This is a genomic window from Leucobacter viscericola, assembly GCF_011299575.1.
GTDB classification, from domain to species: Bacteria; Actinomycetota; Actinomycetes; order Actinomycetales; family Microbacteriaceae; genus Leucobacter; species Leucobacter viscericola.
Window position 1 is genome coordinate 78252 of record NZ_CP049863.1, and the last position, 19602, is coordinate 97853.

15 protein-coding genes are annotated in these 19602 nt (G+C 63.3%); 7 read left to right on the forward strand and 8 right to left on the reverse strand.

Features of this window, described 5'->3' with window-relative positions; genetic code table 11:
• The first annotated feature begins 15 nt into the window (after positions 1-15).
• Genes tatC through lnt form a run of 3 tightly spaced genes read left to right on the forward strand, consistent with a single transcriptional unit; the run spans position 16 to position 4846 of the window.
• Positions 16-834: a twin-arginine translocase subunit TatC gene (tatC, locus tag G7068_RS00415; protein WP_244304568.1), complete on the forward strand. Its 819-nt coding sequence runs from the start codon at positions 16-18 to the stop codon at positions 832-834.
• Positions 831-3188: a DEAD/DEAH box helicase gene (locus tag G7068_RS00420; RefSeq protein WP_166287327.1), complete on the forward strand. Its 2358-nt coding sequence runs from the start codon at positions 831-833 to the stop codon at positions 3186-3188. The genes tatC and G7068_RS00420 overlap by 4 nt, the downstream gene beginning before the upstream one ends.
• The gene (gene lnt / locus G7068_RS00425) at positions 3188-4846 is read left to right on the forward strand and encodes an apolipoprotein N-acyltransferase (RefSeq protein ID WP_166287330.1); all 1659 of its coding nucleotides are present in this window, start codon (positions 3188-3190) and stop codon (positions 4844-4846) included. The genes G7068_RS00420 and lnt overlap by 1 nt, the downstream gene beginning before the upstream one ends.
• 11 nt (positions 4847-4857) lie before the next feature.
• Here the strand turns inward: lnt and G7068_RS00430 are convergent, their stop codons facing one another.
• From G7068_RS00430 to G7068_RS00445, 4 genes are read right to left on the reverse strand one after another with little or no spacing between them, the layout of a single operon-like run.
• On the reverse strand, positions 4858-5976 hold the full coding sequence (locus G7068_RS00430; RefSeq protein ID WP_166287333.1) for an extracellular solute-binding protein: 1119 nt from the start codon (positions 5974-5976) through the stop codon (positions 4858-4860).
• Complete coding sequence (locus G7068_RS00435) at positions 5969-6826, reverse strand: ABC transporter permease (protein ID WP_166287336.1); 858 nt, start codon at positions 6824-6826, stop codon at positions 5969-5971. The genes G7068_RS00430 and G7068_RS00435 overlap by 8 nt, the downstream gene beginning before the upstream one ends.
• Positions 6823-7800: an ABC transporter permease gene (locus tag G7068_RS00440; protein ID WP_166287339.1), complete on the reverse strand. Its 978-nt coding sequence runs from the start codon at positions 7798-7800 to the stop codon at positions 6823-6825. Before G7068_RS00440 ends, G7068_RS00435 begins: the two co-directional genes overlap by 4 nt.
• The gene (locus G7068_RS00445; RefSeq protein WP_166287341.1) at positions 7797-8960 is read right to left on the reverse strand and encodes an ABC transporter ATP-binding protein; all 1164 of its coding nucleotides are present in this window, start codon (positions 8958-8960) and stop codon (positions 7797-7799) included. Before G7068_RS00445 ends, G7068_RS00440 begins: the two co-directional genes overlap by 4 nt.
• Positions 8961-9120: 160 nt before the next feature.
• On the opposite strand from G7068_RS00445, the gene G7068_RS00450 reads away from it, so the two are divergent.
• Positions 9121-9789 carry a TetR/AcrR family transcriptional regulator gene (locus tag G7068_RS00450; RefSeq protein ID WP_166287343.1) on the forward strand — a complete coding sequence of 223 codons (669 nt, stop codon included), beginning with the start codon at positions 9121-9123 and terminating at the stop codon, positions 9787-9789.
• Here the strand turns inward: G7068_RS00450 and G7068_RS00455 are convergent.
• From G7068_RS00455 to G7068_RS00470, 4 genes are all read right to left on the reverse strand, one after another.
• The gene (locus G7068_RS00455) at positions 9786-10412 is read right to left on the reverse strand and encodes a dihydrofolate reductase family protein (protein ID WP_166287347.1); all 627 of its coding nucleotides are present in this window, start codon (positions 10410-10412) and stop codon (positions 9786-9788) included. The genes G7068_RS00450 and G7068_RS00455 overlap by 4 nt on opposite strands.
• Before the next feature lie 33 nt (positions 10413-10445).
• Positions 10446-10805, reverse strand: coding sequence for an RNA polymerase-binding protein RbpA (locus G7068_RS00460; RefSeq protein ID WP_166287350.1), 360 nt, complete (start codon positions 10803-10805; stop codon positions 10446-10448).
• Positions 10806-10955: 150 nt separating this feature from the next.
• A complete protein-coding gene (locus G7068_RS00465) occupies positions 10956-11819 on the reverse strand; it encodes a DUF4097 family beta strand repeat-containing protein (protein ID WP_166287353.1) in 864 nt (287 codons plus the stop codon).
• The gene (locus G7068_RS00470; protein ID WP_166287356.1) at positions 11816-12349 is read right to left on the reverse strand and encodes a YlcI/YnfO family protein; all 534 of its coding nucleotides are present in this window, start codon (positions 12347-12349) and stop codon (positions 11816-11818) included. Before G7068_RS00470 ends, G7068_RS00465 begins: the two co-directional genes overlap by 4 nt.
• Positions 12350-12502: 153 nt before the next feature.
• On the opposite strand from G7068_RS00470, the gene G7068_RS00475 reads away from it, so the two are divergent.
• From G7068_RS00475 to G7068_RS00485, 3 genes are all read left to right on the forward strand, one after another.
• A complete protein-coding gene (locus G7068_RS00475) occupies positions 12503-13270 on the forward strand; it encodes an SDR family oxidoreductase (protein ID WP_166287359.1) in 768 nt (255 codons plus the stop codon).
• A gap of 229 nt (positions 13271-13499) precedes the next feature.
• Positions 13500-18131, forward strand: a complete 4632-nt coding sequence (gene gltB, locus G7068_RS00480; RefSeq protein ID WP_166287362.1) for a glutamate synthase large subunit — start codon at positions 13500-13502, stop codon at positions 18129-18131.
• Positions 18124-19590, forward strand: coding sequence for a glutamate synthase subunit beta (locus tag G7068_RS00485; protein WP_166287365.1), 1467 nt, complete (start codon positions 18124-18126; stop codon positions 19588-19590). Before gltB ends, G7068_RS00485 begins: the two co-directional genes overlap by 8 nt.
• Positions 19591-19602 lie beyond the last annotated feature (12 nt).

Here is a 19602-nt window from a genome sequence, read left to right on the forward strand (position 1 = left end):
GGATAAACTGAGCGAATGGCAACTGAGGCGCGAAAAAAGCGCAACACCGAAGGACGTATGAGTCTCGGTGCACACCTCGTTGAACTGCGCAAACGGCTGTTCATTTCGGCCGTTGCGATTGTCGTTGGACTCGTGGTTGGTTGGTTCTTGTCGGCGTGGGTGTGGGACATTCTTCGTGTTCCCATCGAACAGCTCGACGAACAGGGGCGTCAAGCAACTATTGCGTACGGCGACATCACGGGCGCGTTCAATACCAAGATGCAGATCGCGCTGTTCGTCGCAGTGATTGTTGCCTCGCCCGTGTGGCTCTACCAGATCTGGGCTTTTGTCGCTCCGGGGCTCACCAGGCGCGAGAAGCTCTATGGTGTGGCTTTCCTCGGAGCTGCAGTGCCGCTGTTTCTTGGTGGTGCGTTTGCCGGGTGGATCGTGCTTCCCAATATTGTGAGACTCATGGCGTCGTTCCAGCCGGAGAAGGACGCATTCTTCTTGGATGCGCGCAATTATCTCGACTTTGCGACCAAACTGCTGCTTGTCGTCGGAGTCGGGTTTGTGCTGCCGGTGTTCCTCGTCATGCTGAACTTTATTGGTGTGGTGCGCGGTGCATCAATCTTGAAGAGCTGGCGCATCGCACTGCTCGTCATCATTCTCTTCGCGGGTATCGCCACCCCGGCGGCAGACCTGCTGAGCATGTTCCTGCTGGCCGCGCCCATTGTTGTGCTGTACTTCGCGGCGGCGGGCATAGCGATCCTGCACGACCGACGCGTTGATAAACGCCGAGCCGCTGAGTTCGCCAACTACGATCTCTCGACCACCGACGACAAGGATGCCGCGTGAGCGACTACCCCGCGCTCGCGCAGTTCTCTGCCCGCCTCGGCTACAAACTAGATACCTTTCAGATCACCGCCTGTGAGCGCTTGGAAGAGGGGCGCAGCGTGTTGGTCGCGGCGCCGACGGGATCGGGCAAGACCACGGTCGCGGAGTTCGCGGTGTACCTCGCACGGCGCGAGCGAGACGCGCGCATCTTCTACACGGCACCCATCAAGGCGCTCTCGAACCAGAAGTTCCACGAGCTTTGCGCTGAGTACGGTGAAGACGAGGTTGGTCTCCTCACCGGCGACACCAACATTCGCGGGGACGCGCCAATTGTCGTAATGACAACCGAGGTGCTGCGAAACATGATCTACGCCGAGTCAGAGGCTCTGCACGATCTTGCGTTTGTGGTGCTCGACGAGGTGCACTACCTGGGCGACCGCTTTCGCGGGGCCGTGTGGGAAGAGATTATTCTGCACCTACCGCGTGAGGTGCGACTGGTATCACTCTCTGCGACCGTGTCGAACGCGGAAGAGTTTGGTGATTGGATGCACGCGGTGCGCGGCGACACCGACGTTGTGCTCTCGGAGCATCGCCCGGTTCCGCTGTACCAGCACGTCTTAACCTCGAAGGATCTGCTGCCGCTCTACGTTGGCGAAGACGGTGGGCTGGTGGCCCGAGGCCGGTTGAACCCTGAGCTGCGGATGCTTGAGGGAAGAGGCAGCCGGGGCAACCGCGAGGGCGGACGAGGTAGAAGCAGCGAGTACGGCGCGGGCGGGGGACGTAACCACCACGATCGTAGCCACAGCGCGCGTGGTCAGCACGGTCGTAACCAGCACGGCCGCAATCAGTACGATCAAAACCAGCGCAGCCGGGGCCGCGCTCCCGTGCGCACCAAACGAGTGTCGCGTGCCGACATCGCGCGTGCACTCGACGAGACAGAGCTGCTGCCAGCGATCGTGTTTGTGTTTAGTCGCAATGGCTGCGACCAGGCCGTGCGACAGTGCCTGTACGACGGCATCCGTCTGACGACCCGCGAGGAGCGCGACGAGATTCGCAAGGTAGCCCTCGCAGAGATCGCCGACATGAGCGATGAAGAGCGCCGGGTGCTCGGGGTGAGCGAGTGGATCGCGGGCCTCGAACGAGGCATCGCCGCGCACCATGCGGGACTGCTGCCCGCCTTCAAGACCGTGGTCGAACAGCTGTTTCAGCGCCGTCTCGTGAAACTCGTGTACGCAACCGAAACACTGGCGCTCGGCATCAACATGCCCGCTCGGGCCGTTGCGATCGAGCGCCTCGACAAGTTCAATGGCGAAGAGCGCGTGGCGCTGACTTCGGGGGAGTACACCCAGCTCACCGGTCGCGCCGGTCGCCGCGGCATCGACACCGAGGGCCACGCGATCGTTGTCTGGAATGACGGTGTCGAGCTCGAATCGCTCGCGCATCTCGCGGGCGCGCGATCCTTCCCGGTGAAGTCCAGCTTCCGCCCGACAGCCAACATGACCGTGAACCTGCTGCAGCGCATGAACTTTGAGGTTGCGCGCGACACCCTGGAGCTGTCGTTTGCGCAGTTCCAGACGGACCGCGCAGTGGTGGATCAGGCCCGCGAACTGCGCGCCGAACAAGAATCGCTGGCGAGTTACGACGCGGCAGCGGCCCGCGCACACGGTTCTGACCGTAAGCGCTGGGAGGATCGAGCGCGCAAGTTGCGCCGCAAGGTTGAGCGCGGAAGGCGCCAGATCGCTTCCCGCACCGGCACTATTGCGCGCACGTTCGAGCGGGTGGTCGAAGAACTGCTGCAGCTTGAGTATCTCGAGGGCGCGGCGGGTGAGCCCGAGGTGACCCCCTGGGGTGAGCTGCTGCGCAGAATTTACGGTGATCGCGACCTGCTCGTTGCCGAGTGCCTCCGTCACGATGCCTTCCGCGGCCTCGACGCTGCTGGCCTCGCCGCGATGTGCTGTGTGCTCAGTTATGAGCCGCGCCGAGACGATGACATTGAGCCCCGGTTGCCCGGTGGTGCGGCGTTTGCTGCCGCGCACGACCGTGTGCTCGATACCTGGGTGCAACTGGACGATCTCGCGGAGCGCCACCGCCTGCCCCGAACTGAAATGCCTCACGCGGGCCTCGCGTCAACCATGCACGCGTGGTCTCGGGGAATCTCGATCGAGCGCCTGCTTGAAGACACCGGTATCGGCGCCGGAGACTTTGTGCGCTGGTCGAAACAGACCATTGACCTGCTCGATCAGATCGCTCAGGCTTGCGAAGCCGGTGTGCGCGCAGAGCTCGATGAGGATCGGCTCGGCGACCTCGCCCGTCTTGCTCGTGAGGCAAAACGGAGCATTCGTCGTGGCATTGTCGAAGCCTCGAGTTCAAGCTGATGACGCAGTCAGAAACGGTGCCACGGATTTCGCTGTGGAAGGCGCTGCTCCTCGCCATCGTGGGTGGTTTGCTGCTTGACGCCGCGACGCCGTCACTCGGCTGGTGGTGGGTGGTGTTCCCGGGGGTCGCCGTGATCCTGGTCGCGCTGTGGCAACAGCGGATCTGGCGCGGAGCCCTCATCGGTGCTGCCGCTGGTGCCGCTTTCTGGATGCCTCACATTTCGTGGCTGACGCTGTACCTCGGGCCCGTGCCGTGGCTTGGCCTGTGTGGCCTCATGATTATCTGGTTTGCGCTGTTCGGGTTCCTTGCGGCACTCACGACCCGCGGAATGGCCATCACCTCATGGCTTGTCCGGCGACCGCTGCTGCTCGCTGGCGCTCAAGCCCTTGCCGTGGCGGGGTTGTGGGTCGCGCGCGAGCAGGTGCAGGGATCCCTGCCCTATGGCGGCTTCCCCTGGGGCAGGCTCGTCCACACGCAGGCAGACGGCCCGCTCGCGCAGTCTGTTTCGTGGGTGGGGTTCGCCGGGTTGAGCGGTCTCATCGCGCTGGCCTGCGCGGTGCCAGTAGCCGTGTGGTTTATGACCCGAAGCCAGAAAGCCTCGGAGGCTGCTGCGCTCCGTGATCCTGTGCCCGGTGATCCTGTACTCAGCGATCCTGTGCTCCGCAGGTATGCACCCCTTGTTGCCGCTGCCGCTTCTCTGGCACTTCTTGTGTTGCTCGCGCTGGTTCCCAATGCCGCCCTCGACTCTCGGGGCACCCTGCGGGTTGCCGCGGTGCAGGGCAACTCGAAATCGGGCATTTTTGATGACCGTGAATCTGGTGCGGTGCTGAACGATCACATTCGGGCCACCAAAACCCTGCTCGACAAGTTAGAAGCCAAGGGCGAGTCCGTCGATGTGATCGTCTGGCCCGAGAATAGTGCCGAGTTCAACTTCGCTGGAAACCGCATTGGCCGGTTCCAAGTTGAAGAACTTGCGGATCGCGCGAACGCGCCTATCGTCATCGGCTCGGTGATGCCAAACGAAGACGGCACCTACACCAACAGCACGCTTGTGTGGGGGAGCGCGGGCGAAGAGCCGGGGCGCTACGACAAGAACTACCCTGTGCCGTTCGCCGAGTACATGCCGAACCGCGACTTCTTCCACGCGCTCGCTCCCGATCTTGTGGACCTGGTGCAGCTGGAATACACTCCCGGCAAGCGCTCGCCGGTGATCGATGTGACGACCGAGGCAGGCACCGTGCGAGCGGGCCTCGCGATCTGCTTCGACATCATCTTTGACCAGCAGGCTGTGGAGCTCACCCGAGACCGCGCCGAAGTGATCTTTGCGCAGACCAACAACGCCGACTTCGGTCACACCGACGAGAGTGCCCAGCAGCTCGCGATCGCTCGCATGAGGGCGATCGAGACCGGCCGCGCTCTCGTCAACATCTCAACCGTCGGCACGAGCGCGGTCGTTGCTCCCGACGGCACGGATCTCGCCCGGCTGAAACCGTTCACCGCCGACGCGATGGTCGCGGAGGTGCCGCTTGTTGAGGGTGAAACTCCCGCGCTCCGCTTCGGATCCGCAATCGCGACCCTCTGGGGCCTGTGCGCTGTGGCCGGCATAGCAGTGGGCGCCGCAGCTCTGCTGCGACGCCCACGTAAGTACAACGATTAGCCGTTGAGTGATTAACCCTTGAAGGTCTCGAAGATCTTCGTGTAGTTGGTGAGCTCCTCGTTGCTGCAGGGCTTCACCGGCTTCGCGAGATCGTAGCCCTTCGGAATCACGATCGCCTCGCTCTTCGCGAGTTTTGGCGACATCAGCTCGTCGGTGCCCTTCACACCCGAGGCGTAGGCCTGGAAGTTCACGGCGACGGCCATGTTCTCGGGATCAAGCATCCAGTTCAAGAAGGTCTTGGCCTGGTCGACATTCTTGGCGCCCGACGGGATCGTGAAGTTGTCCTGCCACAGCGCGATGCCCTCCTTCGGGTACACGTAGGTCAGTGACGGCTTCTCCTGCATCGCGCGGTGCGCGGCACCGTTCCAGATCATCGCCATCGACTGCTCGCCGTTTGCGAGGCGCTCGAGGATCGCGTCGCTGTTGATCGTGCCAACGTGCGGCTTGAATGCGGTGAGTAGATCCTGTGCCGCCTGCAGCTCGGTGCCGTCAGTCGTGCAGAACTCGCCACCCGTTGCGCGCAACGCCGAGTTCACGACCTCAACCTGGTCGTTCATAATGCCGACCTTGCCAGCCGAGGCCGGCGGGTTGAAGTAGTCATTCCACGAGGTGAGATCTTCTTTGATCACGTCCTTGTCGTAGGCGAACGACGTCGTGCCGTAGAGGTACGGGGTCGAGTACTGGCGACCCTCGTCGAAGTAGACATCCAGGAAGTCGTCCTTAATGTTGCCGCCGTTTGGCAGGGTTGAAGAATCGAACTTCATCAGCAGGTTGTCGTTCTTGAGAATCTCGACCATGTAGTCGCTCGGCACTACGACGTCGTAGCCCGCTCCGTCGGAGGCGCGCAGTTTGGCCTCGAGGTTCTCGTTGCTGTCGTAGTAGTCGACGTTGAGCTTGATCCCCGTGTCTTTCGTGAATTTCTTCACGAGCTCGTCAGGAAAGTAGTCGCTCCAGGTGTAGAGGTTGAGCTCGCCGCTCGTCGCCTCGACGTACTTCGATGAAGCCTTGTCGCTGCTATCGTTGCCGCCGCTATCGCTCACCCCACCTCCACACGAGGTGAGGGCGAGGGCACCGACCGCGCCGATGGCGAGCGCCGAGATGACCCGTGATTTTCGCAGTGAATTACGCATGTTTGTTACTCCTTCGTTGAGACTGCAGGAACGTGATGGTGGTAACGACGATGGCGAGCACAAGCAGCATGGTTGCCACCACGTTGACGGCTGGGCTCGCGCCGCGTCGAATCAGGCTGAACAGGAACACCGGCAGCGGGGTCGCCCCCGCGGCCGAGAGGAAATTCGAGATGATGAAGTCGTCGAGCGAGATCACAAACGCCAGGATCGCCCCCGAGATGATGCCCGGTACGAGCAGCGGGAGTGTGATCCTGCGGAACACCTGCAGGTTCGTCGCACCCAGGTCCGTCGCAGCTTCGAAGTAGGTGTTGCCGAGGCCCTTCAGGCGCGCCCTAATCGGCATGAGCGCGAACGGGATGCAGAACGAGGTGTGGGCGAGGATCAGCGCGAACATTCCGGGCTGCAGCCCGATCATGCGAATGAAGCCGAGTGTTGCGACCGCGAGCACGATCTCCGGGATCACAAGCGGGGCGGTCAGGATCGCGGTGGCGATCGCACTACCCTGCCTGCGTAGCCGCTCCACCGACAGCGCAAACAGGATCGAGAAGACCGTGGCGACGACGGTTGCGACAATCGCGATCTGCAGCGAGACCCAGACCGAACTCATCAGGTTCGCGTTCTGGGCGACCTCTCCGAACCAGCGGAAGCTGAACCCCTTCCACACCAGCGCGGAGGAGCCGTCGTTAAACGCGTAGATCGTCGTGATGATGATCGGAACGTAGAGAAAGATGAGCGCGAAGATCGAGATGGGTCCCACGCCCGGAAAGTCCCGCAGGCGAAGCGCACGCGACGGTTTGCGGTCGCGCCGACTAACGGCGTTGACGGGCTTGGTTGCATCGGTGTAGGTCATAGCGAGATCTCCACCTTTCGTCCCGACTTTCGGGAGTAGAACGCGATCGCCATGAGCGCGATCATCAGCATGACGAGAATGATGACGGAGAGTGCTGCACCGAATGGCCAGTTGCGGGCATCTCCAAACTGTGAGGCGATGAGGTTACCGATCAACAGCACTTTGCCGCCGCCGAGCAACACGGGCTGCACGTACGAGCCGAACGCGGGCATGAACACCAGCAGCACACCCGAGATGATTCCCGGAGTCGCAATCGGCAAGATGATGCGCCGGATCACGGCCCATTTGCGCGCGCCGAGATCGTACGCGGCCTCCGCGAGCCGGAAGTCGAAGCCCGCAAGTGACGCGTAGATCGGCAGCACCATAAACGGCAGGAACGTGTAGATCAGGCCGAGCTGCGAGGCGAAGGGGGTGTAGAGCAACTCCATCTTGCCGAAGCCCAGGGCAGATGACGCATTGTTGATGATCCCGTTGTCGTTCAGGATCAGCATCCAGGCGTAGGTGCGCACGAGCAGGTTCGTCCAGAACGGGATCGTCACGATCAGCACGAGGAAGTTCTGCAGTTTTGTGGAGCGAGTCGCCATCCACAGGGCGAGCGGGAATGACAGCAGCAGACAGATGACGGTCGTGACCAGCGCCTGCCAGAGCGAGTCCCCGAACACCTGCAGATAGCGAGGATCGAAGGTGGTGTTACCGACGAAGTCGCTCTGGAAGAGGAATCCGATGTAGGGATCGAGCGTGAAGTCGTAAACGACACCGCCACCCTGCGGCGGCCGCGACATGAACGAGAACAGCACGATGATAATGAGCGGGCCAACGGTAAAGAGCAGGCCAATGATGATCGCCGGTGTGCTCGCGAGCCACCCCAGTTGGCCCGGTCGGCGCGGGGTGCGCAGACGGTTTGGTTTCGCTGCTGTCGCGGGTGTTGTCTGGCTGGCAGGATCCTGCGCTCGCTCCGGCGCCTGCACACTCATGAGCGCACCTCAGCGGGTTCGGGGCTGAGCGGCCGCAGCGCGGTCGTCTCTGCATAGAGCGAAACAAGAGCTTCCGGCTGGAGTCCCTCGTGAAACGGCGGCGGAACCCGCACGCTCACCTGAGTGCCGTCGTCGAGCGCTATGGTGCAGCGAAGGTCCGTGCCCATGTAGACCAGCTTTGAGATCGTGCCGCTCGCAAAGCGGTGTCCGCCCGGGGCGAGGCTGATCCGCTCCGGGCGGATCGTAACCGTGACGGTACCGTCGGGTGTTGGAACCGACTTTGGCAGCACCACGGGATCGCCACCCGGCAGTTGCACCTGAATGAGATCGTCGCCCCCGACATCCACTCTGGTAGCCGGGGTCTTGATGAAGTTGGTCTCACCGATGAAGTCGGCGACGAAGCGGCTGACCGGCTTCTCGTAGATTTCTTCGGGTGTGCCGATCTGTTCGGGTCGCCCCTGATTAAACACCGCGATCCGGTCGCCCATGCTCAGGGCCTCTTCTTGATCGTGGGTCACAAACACGAAGGTGATACCCGTCGTGCGCTGCAGGCGCTTGAGTTCGCTCTGCATACCGCGGCGAAGCTTGAGATCAAGTGCCGCGAGCGGCTCATCGAGCAGCAGCACCTCCGGTTGCTTGGCAAGGGCCCGGGCGAGCGCCACACGCTGCTGCTGGCCGCCGGAGAGCTGGTCGGGCTTGCGGTTGGCCATCTGCGAGAGCTGCACGAGATCCAACATCTCTTGGACGCGGTCGCGAATCTCGGCTTTTGACTTGCGCTCCATCTGCAGACCAAACGCGATGTTTTCGGAGATCGTGAGGTGGGGGAACAGCGCGTACGACTGAAACACCGTGTTGACCGGGCGATCGTGGGGAGCGAGCTGATCGATGCGGCGGCTGCCGAGCAAGATCTGACCCTCGTCGAGCGTTTCCAGCCCGGCAATGCTGCGAAGCAGCGTGGTCTTCCCGCAGCCCGAGGGGCCAAGCATCACAAAGAACTCACCCTGCTTGATCGAGAACGACACGTCGTCGATCGCGTTCAGGGAGACCTTCTCCGGCGTCATAAACGACTTACGCGCGTGTGAGATTGTGAGTTCTCGGGAGGGGGAGTCTTCGGGGGCAATACGGTCGAACCCGCTGATGGTCGGGATGGGCGTTGTCATAGCGTCGCCAACTCTCTCGCTAGCAGCTTGCGCCTGTGCAAGCCGACGTGTTTTGATAAAGCTAATGGCCGTAGATTTCTTGCGCAAGGTCTGATTCAAGGCTTTACCAAGCTGAAACATTACGGATATGATCCCCAACACTCGAGAGGGGGCCTCAACGATGAGCGCACCGCGAAGCCTAGAACTGCAGCCACGCAAGCCCGGGCGTCCGCGCCGTCCGCCGCTCAACGAGGCTCTCATTGCGCAGGCTGCGCTTGACATTATTGATGAGTTCGGATGGAGCGCCTGCACTATGGCGGCGCTTGCGAGGCGCCTGGGTGTTCGCGCACCCTCGCTCTACCACTACGTCAGCGGGCAACAGGAGATCGTTGACCTGGTGCGGGAGCTGGTGGTGAGTGAGATCCACGATCCCGCCATCGTGAACCTGCCCTGGCCCGAGGCGATGCACCGCTTCGGCGTTGCGTACTACCGCGCTTTCACAAACCACCCCAACGTGATTCAGGTACTCAGTACAACTCCCGTGCGCGACGCGGCAACCCTCCAGATGTACGAGACCTTCTTGCAGACGCTGCACCGCGACGGCTGGGAAGGAGCACGCGCTTTCGAGGCACTGCTCGGCATCGAGCACCTCGCGCTCGGGTTCGCGTTCGAGTGGAACGCAGAAGACCTCATGCTCGACTCGGCCATCGCGGCGGGGCTTGGGGCCCCGCTGCTCGCTGAGATCACGCGAGATCGCACCGATCAGACAAACATTGCCGAGGCGAGTTACCTCAGCCTGCTCCGACGCTACATAGAAATGTTCAGGCTTGAACTGACAGCGGATCGCTAGTCGCGCGCGCTCATATCGCCGGTGAGTGGTCTGCCCTCGAGGCGCTCGTAGCGCTGCATGATCGCGCCGCTGGGGGAGACGACGACCGGCTCCAGCAGTTTGAGCGAGGTGGGAATCGCACCGTCTTCGAACACCCGCTTTCCGCGCCCCAGCAGGATCGGGTACACCCACAGCGTCAGTTGATCGTAGAGGCTCTCTTCAAGAAGTGACTGCACAAAGTCGAGGCTGCCGATGACGTGAACCTCGTCGTGCCGCTCGCGCAACTCGCTGATCGCCTCGGCGAGGTTCGGGCCGAGAAGTGAGGATCCGGGCCACTCAAGATGAAGAGTCTGGCGAGACGCAACGTACTTCGGAACCCGATTGAATCGCCTGGCAATGCTGTCGTCGGTTCCGCCCTCTTGGTGCGGCCAGTACGCGGCAAAGATGTCGTAGGTTTTGCGGCCGAGCAGCAGCGCGTCCATGCTCGCGATCCCGTCTTGCACCTGCTGGCCAACGACCTCGTCAATGAGCGGGGCTTGCCAACCCCCAAACTGAAACCCGTCTGACGGGTCTTCCTCTGGTCCGCCGGGAGCTTGCGCAACCCCGTCGAGCGTGGTGAACAGGTCGATGTGGATGCGTCCCATGATGAACTCCCTATCTAGCTGCCAACCCCGAAGCTAGTCTGCGCCTCCGCGGCGCGCGCGGAGCAACTGAAGACGCTCTTCTAAGAGCTCTTCGAGTTCCTCGCGGCTGCGGCGCTCGATCAGCATGTCCCAGGGCGTTCGTTGAGAGGCTTCTTTTTCCTCGAACTCGGTGCGGGCGGTCCGCCCAGCTTCGTCGTCGAGAAACCCCACCTCTCCACTTCTCTGATCCACCCACTCAACGGGGGGTTCCGCATCGGCATCAAACATGACGGTGAAGGCGCGGCCTCGGTCGGTGAGGTACTCGACGGCGCGTCTAGGGGAGAGTTCAACACCCTCTTCGCCCTGCAAGCTTGTCGCGCCGATGCGCGTGCCGCGAAGCGTCCGATCAGCCATGTGCCCCTCCTTGCCGGTGTTCACCACAGCCGGGCGACTCCAATATCGAATGCGCCCCTACTCCTTAAGGTGAAGCGTACTCTCTTGAAGTGATCGTTGGTACCCTTCCAACGGTGAGAGAGTTCTGATAAAGAGCCCGGTCTTTCCCAGCTAGGCGGCGATCGGGGTGGATCGGCGGATTGTAATGTCGCCGTGGCTCGTGCGCGCCGTTACCTCTACCGTTGCCCGTGCCTCGCCCGGGCCGCTCGCCTCGCCAAGCTCGTTGCGCACCCGACCGCTGGACGAGTTGAGGTCGAGCCAGGCAGCGGTTCCCTCGTGCACCCCCACGGCGAGTGCCCCGTTGGCGGTTCGCAGGGAGACCGAACCCCGAAGCGCGTCTTCTACGCGCAGGTTTCCGTTTGAAGACTTCAATTCCAGCTCACCAGACGATTGGCTCACCATCATGTTGCCGTGTGCACTCTTCAGGCGAACTCGCCCGGAAACCTCGGATACATACACGTCACCGTTTGCCGTCTTCACGACGCCGTCTCCGGCGAGGCTGCCGACGCGAAGCGTCCCGTTGCCAGTAGAAACGTCGACGGCCCCAGTTACCTGACCGATGTACGTGTCTCCGTGACCGGTGCGTGAGCGCAGGCTGGTGCAGCGGTCGATCCTGATCTCACCCTTGCCTGATCGCAGCTCGGCGGCGTCGAAGTCACCCTCGCAGCGCAGGTTTCCCATGCCGGAGCTTGCGGTGAGGTTGCTACCACTTGGCATTCTGACGGTGACATCCACCGCGGCCCCAAAATCGAACCAGTTATACAGGTGGGCGGGCTTGAGGATCACCTGGAGGAGACCGTTCGAGAAATCGACCGTCATCTGATCCATCATTCGCTGGTCTGCACCTCGTCGAAATGACCTGGGCACAATTTCAACCGTGGTGTCTTGGCGATCCTCGGCGACGACCAGAATGTTGGAGCGCGTCGACATGTCGATCATCGCGGTGATTGGGTTCGGGGTTGCAAACGTGTTCATGACTGTGCCCATCCTTTAAAGCTCTTGCGTGATTGTGCACTCCGGTGTTCCTGGCGAACACGGGGTGCGTGAATTGCTGCGGCGACCGCTTGAACGAGCCAGGCGTTCACGGAAATGCCCTGCCGGGCCGCGGCCTCGTCGACCTGGGTCTTGAGGTGGTCCGGGAGACGGAGGGTTGTGCGTGAGGTCGCGCCGTCGTCGGGTTCGGTCGCTGCAAATTCAGGAGCGTGAGTCGGCTCGGGATCACCTTCCGAGTCGTCGCGCTCGTTGTTCTCTGAAGCGGTCGATTCGGCTGCTGACACCACAAACTCGGGATCGCTGCCGCGCAGACGAACCTCCACGGAGCCGGGAGAGAGCTCAAGCGTAATCTCACTTGCTGCATCGCTCAGGGCTTCAAGGAGTGCGAGTCGCACGCTTGACTCCAAAGGGGCAAGGAGTCGTTCGGCCACGATCCTGGCCTCTTCTCCACCCGCCTCGGCCGCGGTTTCCAGCTGTTGCTGGATGTTTCTGACGTACTGTTCAAGTTCCATGACATCATCATGACACCATTGTGGTGTCACCGCAAGTCACTCGAGTGAAATTGTGACACCACCCGATTCGAAAGTGATCGGCGCGCTCGCGTATGGCGCATGTTCCGTCTACTACGCTTAGAGCACTGAACCTCAATACCAATAGGAGCATTTGTGACTCAGACACTCGAATCAGGTAGCCTCGCAGGCCGCCGGGCCCTCGTTACCGGTTCGTCGCGCGGAATTGGCGCCGATACCGTACGTATGTTTGCTGAGGCAGGCGCCGATGTTGTTGTGAACTTCCGCAACAAGGCGCCGCGTGCCGAGAAACTTGCTGCGCAGTTGCGGGAGCTTGGTGTTCGGGCGCTCGTGCAGGGTGCTGACCTGACCGACCCCGAGTCTCTCGAAGCGATGATGGCTGCCATTCGCGAGGAGTTTGGCGGTCTCGACATTCTGGTGCTGAACGCTTCCGGCGGTATGGAAAGTGGCATGGGGGAGGACTATGCGCTGAAGCTCAATCGCGACGCTCAGCTCGCGGTGCTCGATGCGGCCCTGCCGCTGCTCGCCGAAGGCGCGCGGGTGGTCTTTGTGACGAGCCACCAGGCGCACTTCATTCGCACCACCCCGACCATGCCCGAGTATGAGCCCGTTGCTCGCTCGAAGCGGGCCGGCGAAGATGCGCTGCGGGAGAGGATCCCCGAGCTTGCCGAGCGTGGCATTGAGTTTGTGGTGGTGTCTGGCGACATGATCGAGGGCACCGTTACCGCGACGCTGCTTGAGCGCGCGAACCCGGGTGCGATCGCGGAGCGCCGCGAGTCTGCCGGAAAGCTCTACAACGTGTCTGAGTTCGCGGCTGAGGTCGCGCGCGCGGCCGTTGAGCCGGTGCCCGCCGACAACACTCGCCTGATTGGTGATACCTCGAGTTTTGGTGGCGAGGGCTAGTCGACAAGACTGGTTTCAGCTCTGCAAACTGATTGTTTCAGGCTTGTTTCGGGAGCCGGTGGCCTGCGGTTAAAGAATGCCTTTGCCGCAGAATCTTCGAACCGGCTCCCGAATTCGCCACATTCTCTGCATAAAGCCTAGCTATCGATTATTTCCACCGAATAAACGAGTGGTAAACTCAAGGCCCTGAGCGGGGGCCACCGACGTCCCGTCGAGAGAAAGGGCGTCGATGAGCGAGCATCAATCGAGCCGAAACAGCAACCCTGATTTCCCAAACGCCGTAGGTCTCTACGATCCGGCGAATGAAAAAGACGCCTGCGGTCTTGCCTCTGTTGTGTCACTCAAGGGCGAGCCCTCACACGAAATTATTGCGCTCGCTCTTGAAGCTCTCGAAAACCTCGAGCACCGCGGCGCGGTCGGCTCAGACGCTGGAACGGGAGACGGCGCCGGGATCCTGAGTGACCTCCCGGATCAGCTCATTCGAGAAGAACTCCACGCGCAACAGCCCAGGCTGAAGCTGCCGGCACCCGGAAACTACGCCGCGGGCCTTGTCTTCCTACCCCAGGCCTCAACCGAGCGAAAAGCCGTAAAGTATCGCATCGCCGCAATCGCCTCTGAAGAGGGTCTTGAGGTGCTTGCCTGGCGACCCGTGGCTGTGCGGCCGGAAGTGCTTGGCGAAAGCGCACGGGCCGCGAGCCCCGTCATCGAACAGGTGGTTCTTGCGCCGCGCGGCAGCGATCCGATCGAAGCTGCCCAGATCACCTCGGTTCAGCTCGAACGCCGCGCCTACCGCACCCGCAAGCGCGTCCAGCACGAGACCGGCTGCTATCTGCCGTCGCTCTCGGCCCGCACCATCGTGTACAAGGGCATGGTCACAACACTGCAGCTGCCCGGGTTCTACGAAGAACTTTCCGACGAGCGCTTCACCTCGCGCTTCGCGATCGTGCACTCGCGCTACTCGACCAACACCTTCCCGTCGTGGCACCTGGCGCAACCGCTGCGTCTGGTCGCGCACAACGGCGAGATCAACACCGTACGCGGCAACCGCAACTGGATGCGCGCCCGCGAGGCCCAGCTTGAATCCGAGGTGCTTGGGGATCTGCGCCCGCTGCAGCCCATTTGTTCAGAGGGCGGCAGCGACTCCGCGAGCTTCGATGAGGTGCTTGAGCTCTTGGTGATGGCCGGTCGTTCGCTGCCGCACGCGCTCGCGATGATGGTGCCGGAGGCGTGGGAATCAGAAACGGGCTTGCATCCCGAACTCGTCGACTTTCTCGAGTACCACTCGTTGGTCATGGAGCCGTGGGACGGCCCGGCCGCGATGATCGCCACCGATGGTAACGAACTCGTTGCGCTCCTCGATCGCAACGGCCTCCGCCCCGGTCGCTATCTCACCACCGCAGACGGCCTCATGGTCATCGCGAGCGAAACGGGTGTGCTCGACATCGCGCCCGAGCGTGTGACGCAGCGTGGCCGCCTGCAGCCGGGGCGCATGCTCGCGGTTGATCTCGCGACCGGCACAGTGCGCGACGACGAAGCGGTCAAGCACGAGCTGTCGCAGCTCGCCCCCTGGGGGGACTGGCTGCGCGAGGGCAGGATCCGGCTGAGCGATCTACCCGAGCGCGAGCACCTGGTGCACCCGCCCGCGTCAACGAGCCGCCGCCAGCGCACCTTCGGCTACACAGAAGAGGAGCTGCGCCTGCTCATCACCCCGATGGCGCGCGACGGCATCGAACCGCTCGCGGCGATGGGCACCGACACCCCGATCGCGGTGCTCTCTGACAGGCCACGGCTCGTCTTCGATTACTTTGTGCAGCAGTTTGCGCAGGTGACGAACCCACCGCTCGATGCACTGCGTGAAGAGCTCGTTACGAGCCTGCTCACGGGCATCGGACCGCAGGCGAACCTGCTCACGGCGTCGGCGGACCACGCTCGCCAGGTGATCCTCGACTTTCCCGTCATCAACAACGATGCCCTGGCTCGAATTCAGCACTTCGGTGAGGATCCCGAGCGCGAGCGCGCCGTGACCATTCGGGGGCTGTACCCGGTCGATTTTGCCGCTAAGGGGCTCGCCGATCGCCTTGAGGCCATGTGCTGGGAAGCAAGCGCCGCCATCGAGGCGGGTGCCGAATTTGTGATCCTGTCGGATCGCGATTCCAACAAGGATCTTGCGCCCGTGCCATCGCTGTTGGCCATCTCGGCCGTGCACCACCACCTGATTCGTGAGGGCCAGCGTATGCAGGTCGCCCTCATCGCGGAGGCGGGCGATGTGCGCGAGGTGCACCACGTCGCCGCTCTCATCGGGTACGGCGCAGCCGCGGTGAACCCGTACCTGGCGATGGAAACCGCGGAGCTGCTCGTGCGCGACGGCTCGATCACGGGCGTCACCGCCGACGAAGCCGTCGCAAAACTGATCAAGGCACTTGGTAAGGGCATGCTCAAGGTAATGAGCAAGATGGGCATCTCGACCGTTGCCTCGTACTGCGGCGCCCAGACCTTCGAAACGATCGGGCTCGCGCAAGACGTGGTGGACCGCTACTTCACCGGCACGACCTCGCGGCTCGGCGGTGTGGGCCTCGACGTGATCGCGACCGAGGTCGCCGCTAGGCACCGCGCTGCCTACCCCGACGATCCCGCGACCCTCGCGCACAAGCGCCTCGAAACCGGCGGTGAGTATCGCTGGCGCCGCGGCGAGGAACCCCACCTCTTCGATCCCGAGACGATCTACAAACTGCAGCACGCCACTCGCACCGCGCGCCGTGAGATCTTCACCGAATACACCGCGCGGGTCAATGAACAACAAGAGCGCCTCATGACCCTGCGTGGCCTCATGAAGTTTGCCCCGCAGCGGCCACCGGTGCCGCTCGACGAGGTCGAGCCGGTGGACACCATCGTGAAGCGCTTCGCCACGGGTGCCATGAGCTACGGCTCCATCTCCCTCGAAGCCCACCAGACGCTCGCGATCGCCATGAACCGCCTCGGCGGCAAGTCGAACACCGGCGAGGGTGGCGAAGAAGAGGAGCGCTTGCTCGATCCCGAGCGGCGCAGCGCGATCAAACAGGTCGCCTCGGGCCGCTTCGGCGTGACGAGCATGTACCTGACGCACGCCGACGAGATCCAGATCAAACTCGCGCAGGGTGCAAAGCCGGGCGAGGGAGGCCAGCTGCCCCCGGCAAAGATGTACCCGTGGATCGCGCGCACCCGCCACGCGACCCCCGGGGTTGGACTCATCTCGCCGCCGCCGCACCACGACATCTACTCAATTGAAGATCTAAAGCAGCTCATCTTCGACCTCAAACGCGCCAACCCGAGCGCGCGCATCAGCACCAAGCTCGTCGCGCAGAGTGGGATCGGCCCCGTCGCCGCGGGAGTTGCCAAGGCGCTCTCCGACGTCATCCTGGTCTCCGGCCACGACGGTGGCACGGGCGCGAGCCCCATGAACTCGCTGAAGCACGCGGGTTCACCCTGGGAGCTCGGCCTCGCCGAGGCGCAGCAGACACTCATGCTGAACGGCTTGCGCGAGCGCGTCGTGCTGCAGGTCGACGGCCAGCTCAAGACGGGCCGCGACGTGGTGATCGCCATGCTGCTCGGTGCGGAAGAGTTTGGCTTCGCGACGGCCCCGCTGGTCGTCTCCGGCTGCATCATGATGCGCGTCTGCCACCTCGACACATGCCCGGTTGGTGTCGCGACCCAGAACCCCGAACTGCGCGAGCGCTACACCGGCCAGGCCGAGCACGTCATCAACTTCTTCCGCTTTATTGCTGAAGAGGTGCGCGAACTGCTCGCCGAGCTTGGGTACCGCTCAATCGAAGAAGCCGTCGGCGACACGAAAGCCCTCGATATCGACGACGCGATTCGGCACTGGAAAGCCGAGGGCCTGGATCTCACGCCGATCCTGCGCGGCCCGGTGTTTAACAACAGCGAACCGCGTCGCCACGGTCAAGAGCAAGACCACGAGCTGGCTACCCACTTCGACCAGCAACTGCTGTCGATGGCCGCGGATGCCCTGGAGCGCCGCGATCCGGTGTTCGCTCAGCTGCCAATCCGCAACATCGACCGCGCGGTCGGCACCATGCTCGGGCACGAGATCACCAAGCGCTTCGGTTCCGAGGGCCTCGCTCCCGGCACGGTTGACGTCACCCTGACTGGCTCGGCCGGCCAGTCGCTCGGCGCGTTCATTCCGCCGGGCCTCACGCTGCGCCTCATCGGCGATGCCAACGACTATGTCGGCAAAGGCCTCTCGGGTGGCGAGATTGTGGTGCGGCCCGACCCGCGCGCGGGCCACGGCTCAGCGGGCAACGTGATCGCGGGCAACGTGATCGGCTACGGTGCCACGAGCGGTTCGCTCTGGATCGCGGGGGTGGTCGGCGAGCGCTTCCTGGTGCGTGGCTCCGGCGCGACAGCAGTGGTCGAGGGCACCGGCGATCACGCGCTCGAGTACTTCACGGGTGGTTTTGCGTTGATCCTGGGCCCCACCGGCCGCAACATCGGCGCTGGAATGTCGGGTGGCGAGGCGGTGCTGCTCGACCTCGACCCCGCGAACATCAACGCGGCCGAGGTCGGTTCGGGATCGCTGACGCTACAGTCGCTCACCGGCAAACTGCCGGCGCTCGAACAGAGCGCGCTGCGCGAGAAGGTCGTCGGGCTGCTGCAGCGGCACAGCGAGCAGACCGACTCCCAGCTGGCGGCGGGGCTCTTGGCTGAGATCGAGGCCGATCCCGAGCGCGCATTTGCTCGCTTCACGCGGCTGATTCCGCGTGACTACTCGCGGGTGCTCGACATTCGGGTGCGCGCGAACGAGCGCGGCGCCGACCCCGACGGCGATCAGGTTTGGACTGAGATTTTGGAGGCGACCCATGGCTGATGCGCGCGGATTTTTGAAGGTGCGCGAGCGCGAGCTTGCCCCGAAACGGCCGGTTGCTCTGCGGCTGCAGGACTGGCGTGACGTCGTGGATCCGGCGGATCCGACCGTTGTTGCCCGACAAGCCTCGCGCTGCATGGACTGCGGTGTTGCGTTCTGTCACCAGGGCTGCCCACTCGGCAACCTGATCCCGGAGTGGAACGACCTCACCTATCGCGGTCGCGAGCGCGACGCGATCGAGCGGCTGCACGAGACCAATAACTTCCCGGAGTTCACCGGTCGTGCGTGCCCGGCTCCCTGCGAGTCGGCGTGTGTGCTCGGCATCAACCAGCCCGCGGTCACCATTAAGCAGATCGAAAACAGCATCATCGATCAGGCTTTCGCCAACGGCTGGGTGCAGCCGCAGCCGCCGTCTCGCCTCACCGGTAAGACGGTCGCGGTGGTTGGATCGGGGCCGGCCGGTCTCGCCGCGGCGCAGCAGCTCACGCGCGCGGGCCACACTGTAGCCGTTTACGAACGCGACGCTGAGCCGGGTGGACTGCTGCGTTACGGCATTCCCGACTTCAAACTGGAAAAAGAGCTCGTTGCGCGCCGCGTCGAGCAGCTGCGCGCCGAGGGCACACGCTTCCGTTGCGGTGTTGAGATCGGTGGCAGCGAGGCCGGGCGAGACATGAGCTGGGCAGAGCTGCGGCGCCGCTTCGACGCGGTGGTTGTTGCGACGGGCGCGACGATCCCGCGCGAACTGCCGCTGCCGGGTCGCGACCTCGCGGGTGTGATGCCCGCGATGGACTACCTCGTTGCCGCGAACCTGGTGCAGTCGGGCGCGGCAGAGTCAACTCCGTTTGACGCTGCTGGCAAACACGTCATCGTGATCGGGGGCGGCGACACCGGCTCCGACTGTGTCGGTACCGCGCACCGGCAGGGCGCGAAGTCGGTTACGAGCCTCGCGATCGGGCGGCAGCCGGGTGTCGAGCGGGCGGAGCATCAGCCGTGGCCCGTGCACCCGACGCTGTTTGAGGTGTCGAGTTCTCACGAGGAGGGTGGCGAGCGCAGTTATCTCGCCTCGACGGTTGAGTTTGTGGCGGGGGAGTCTGGTGAGGTGCGCGGCTTGCGTGTCGCCGAGACCGGCTTCGTTGATGGCCGCCGCGAGCCGACCCCCGGCACCGAACGGCTCATCAAAGCCGATCTGGTGCTCATTGCGATGGGATTCACCGGGCCCGAGCAGATCGAAGAGTCCGCGTTTGTGCTGCCGGTTGGGTCGCGCGGTGCCTTCGAGCGCGAGCGTGACTACTCGACCGACCTACCCGGAGTGTTTGTTGCTGGTGATGCCGGCCGCGGGCAGTCGCTCATCGTGTGGGCGATCGCCGAGGGGCGCGCCGCCGCGGCCTCGGTCGACGCGTATCTCACGGGGGAGACGGTACTGCCGTCGCCCGTTACCGCTGACGCCAGGGCGTTCGCGTAATCTCGGATCGTT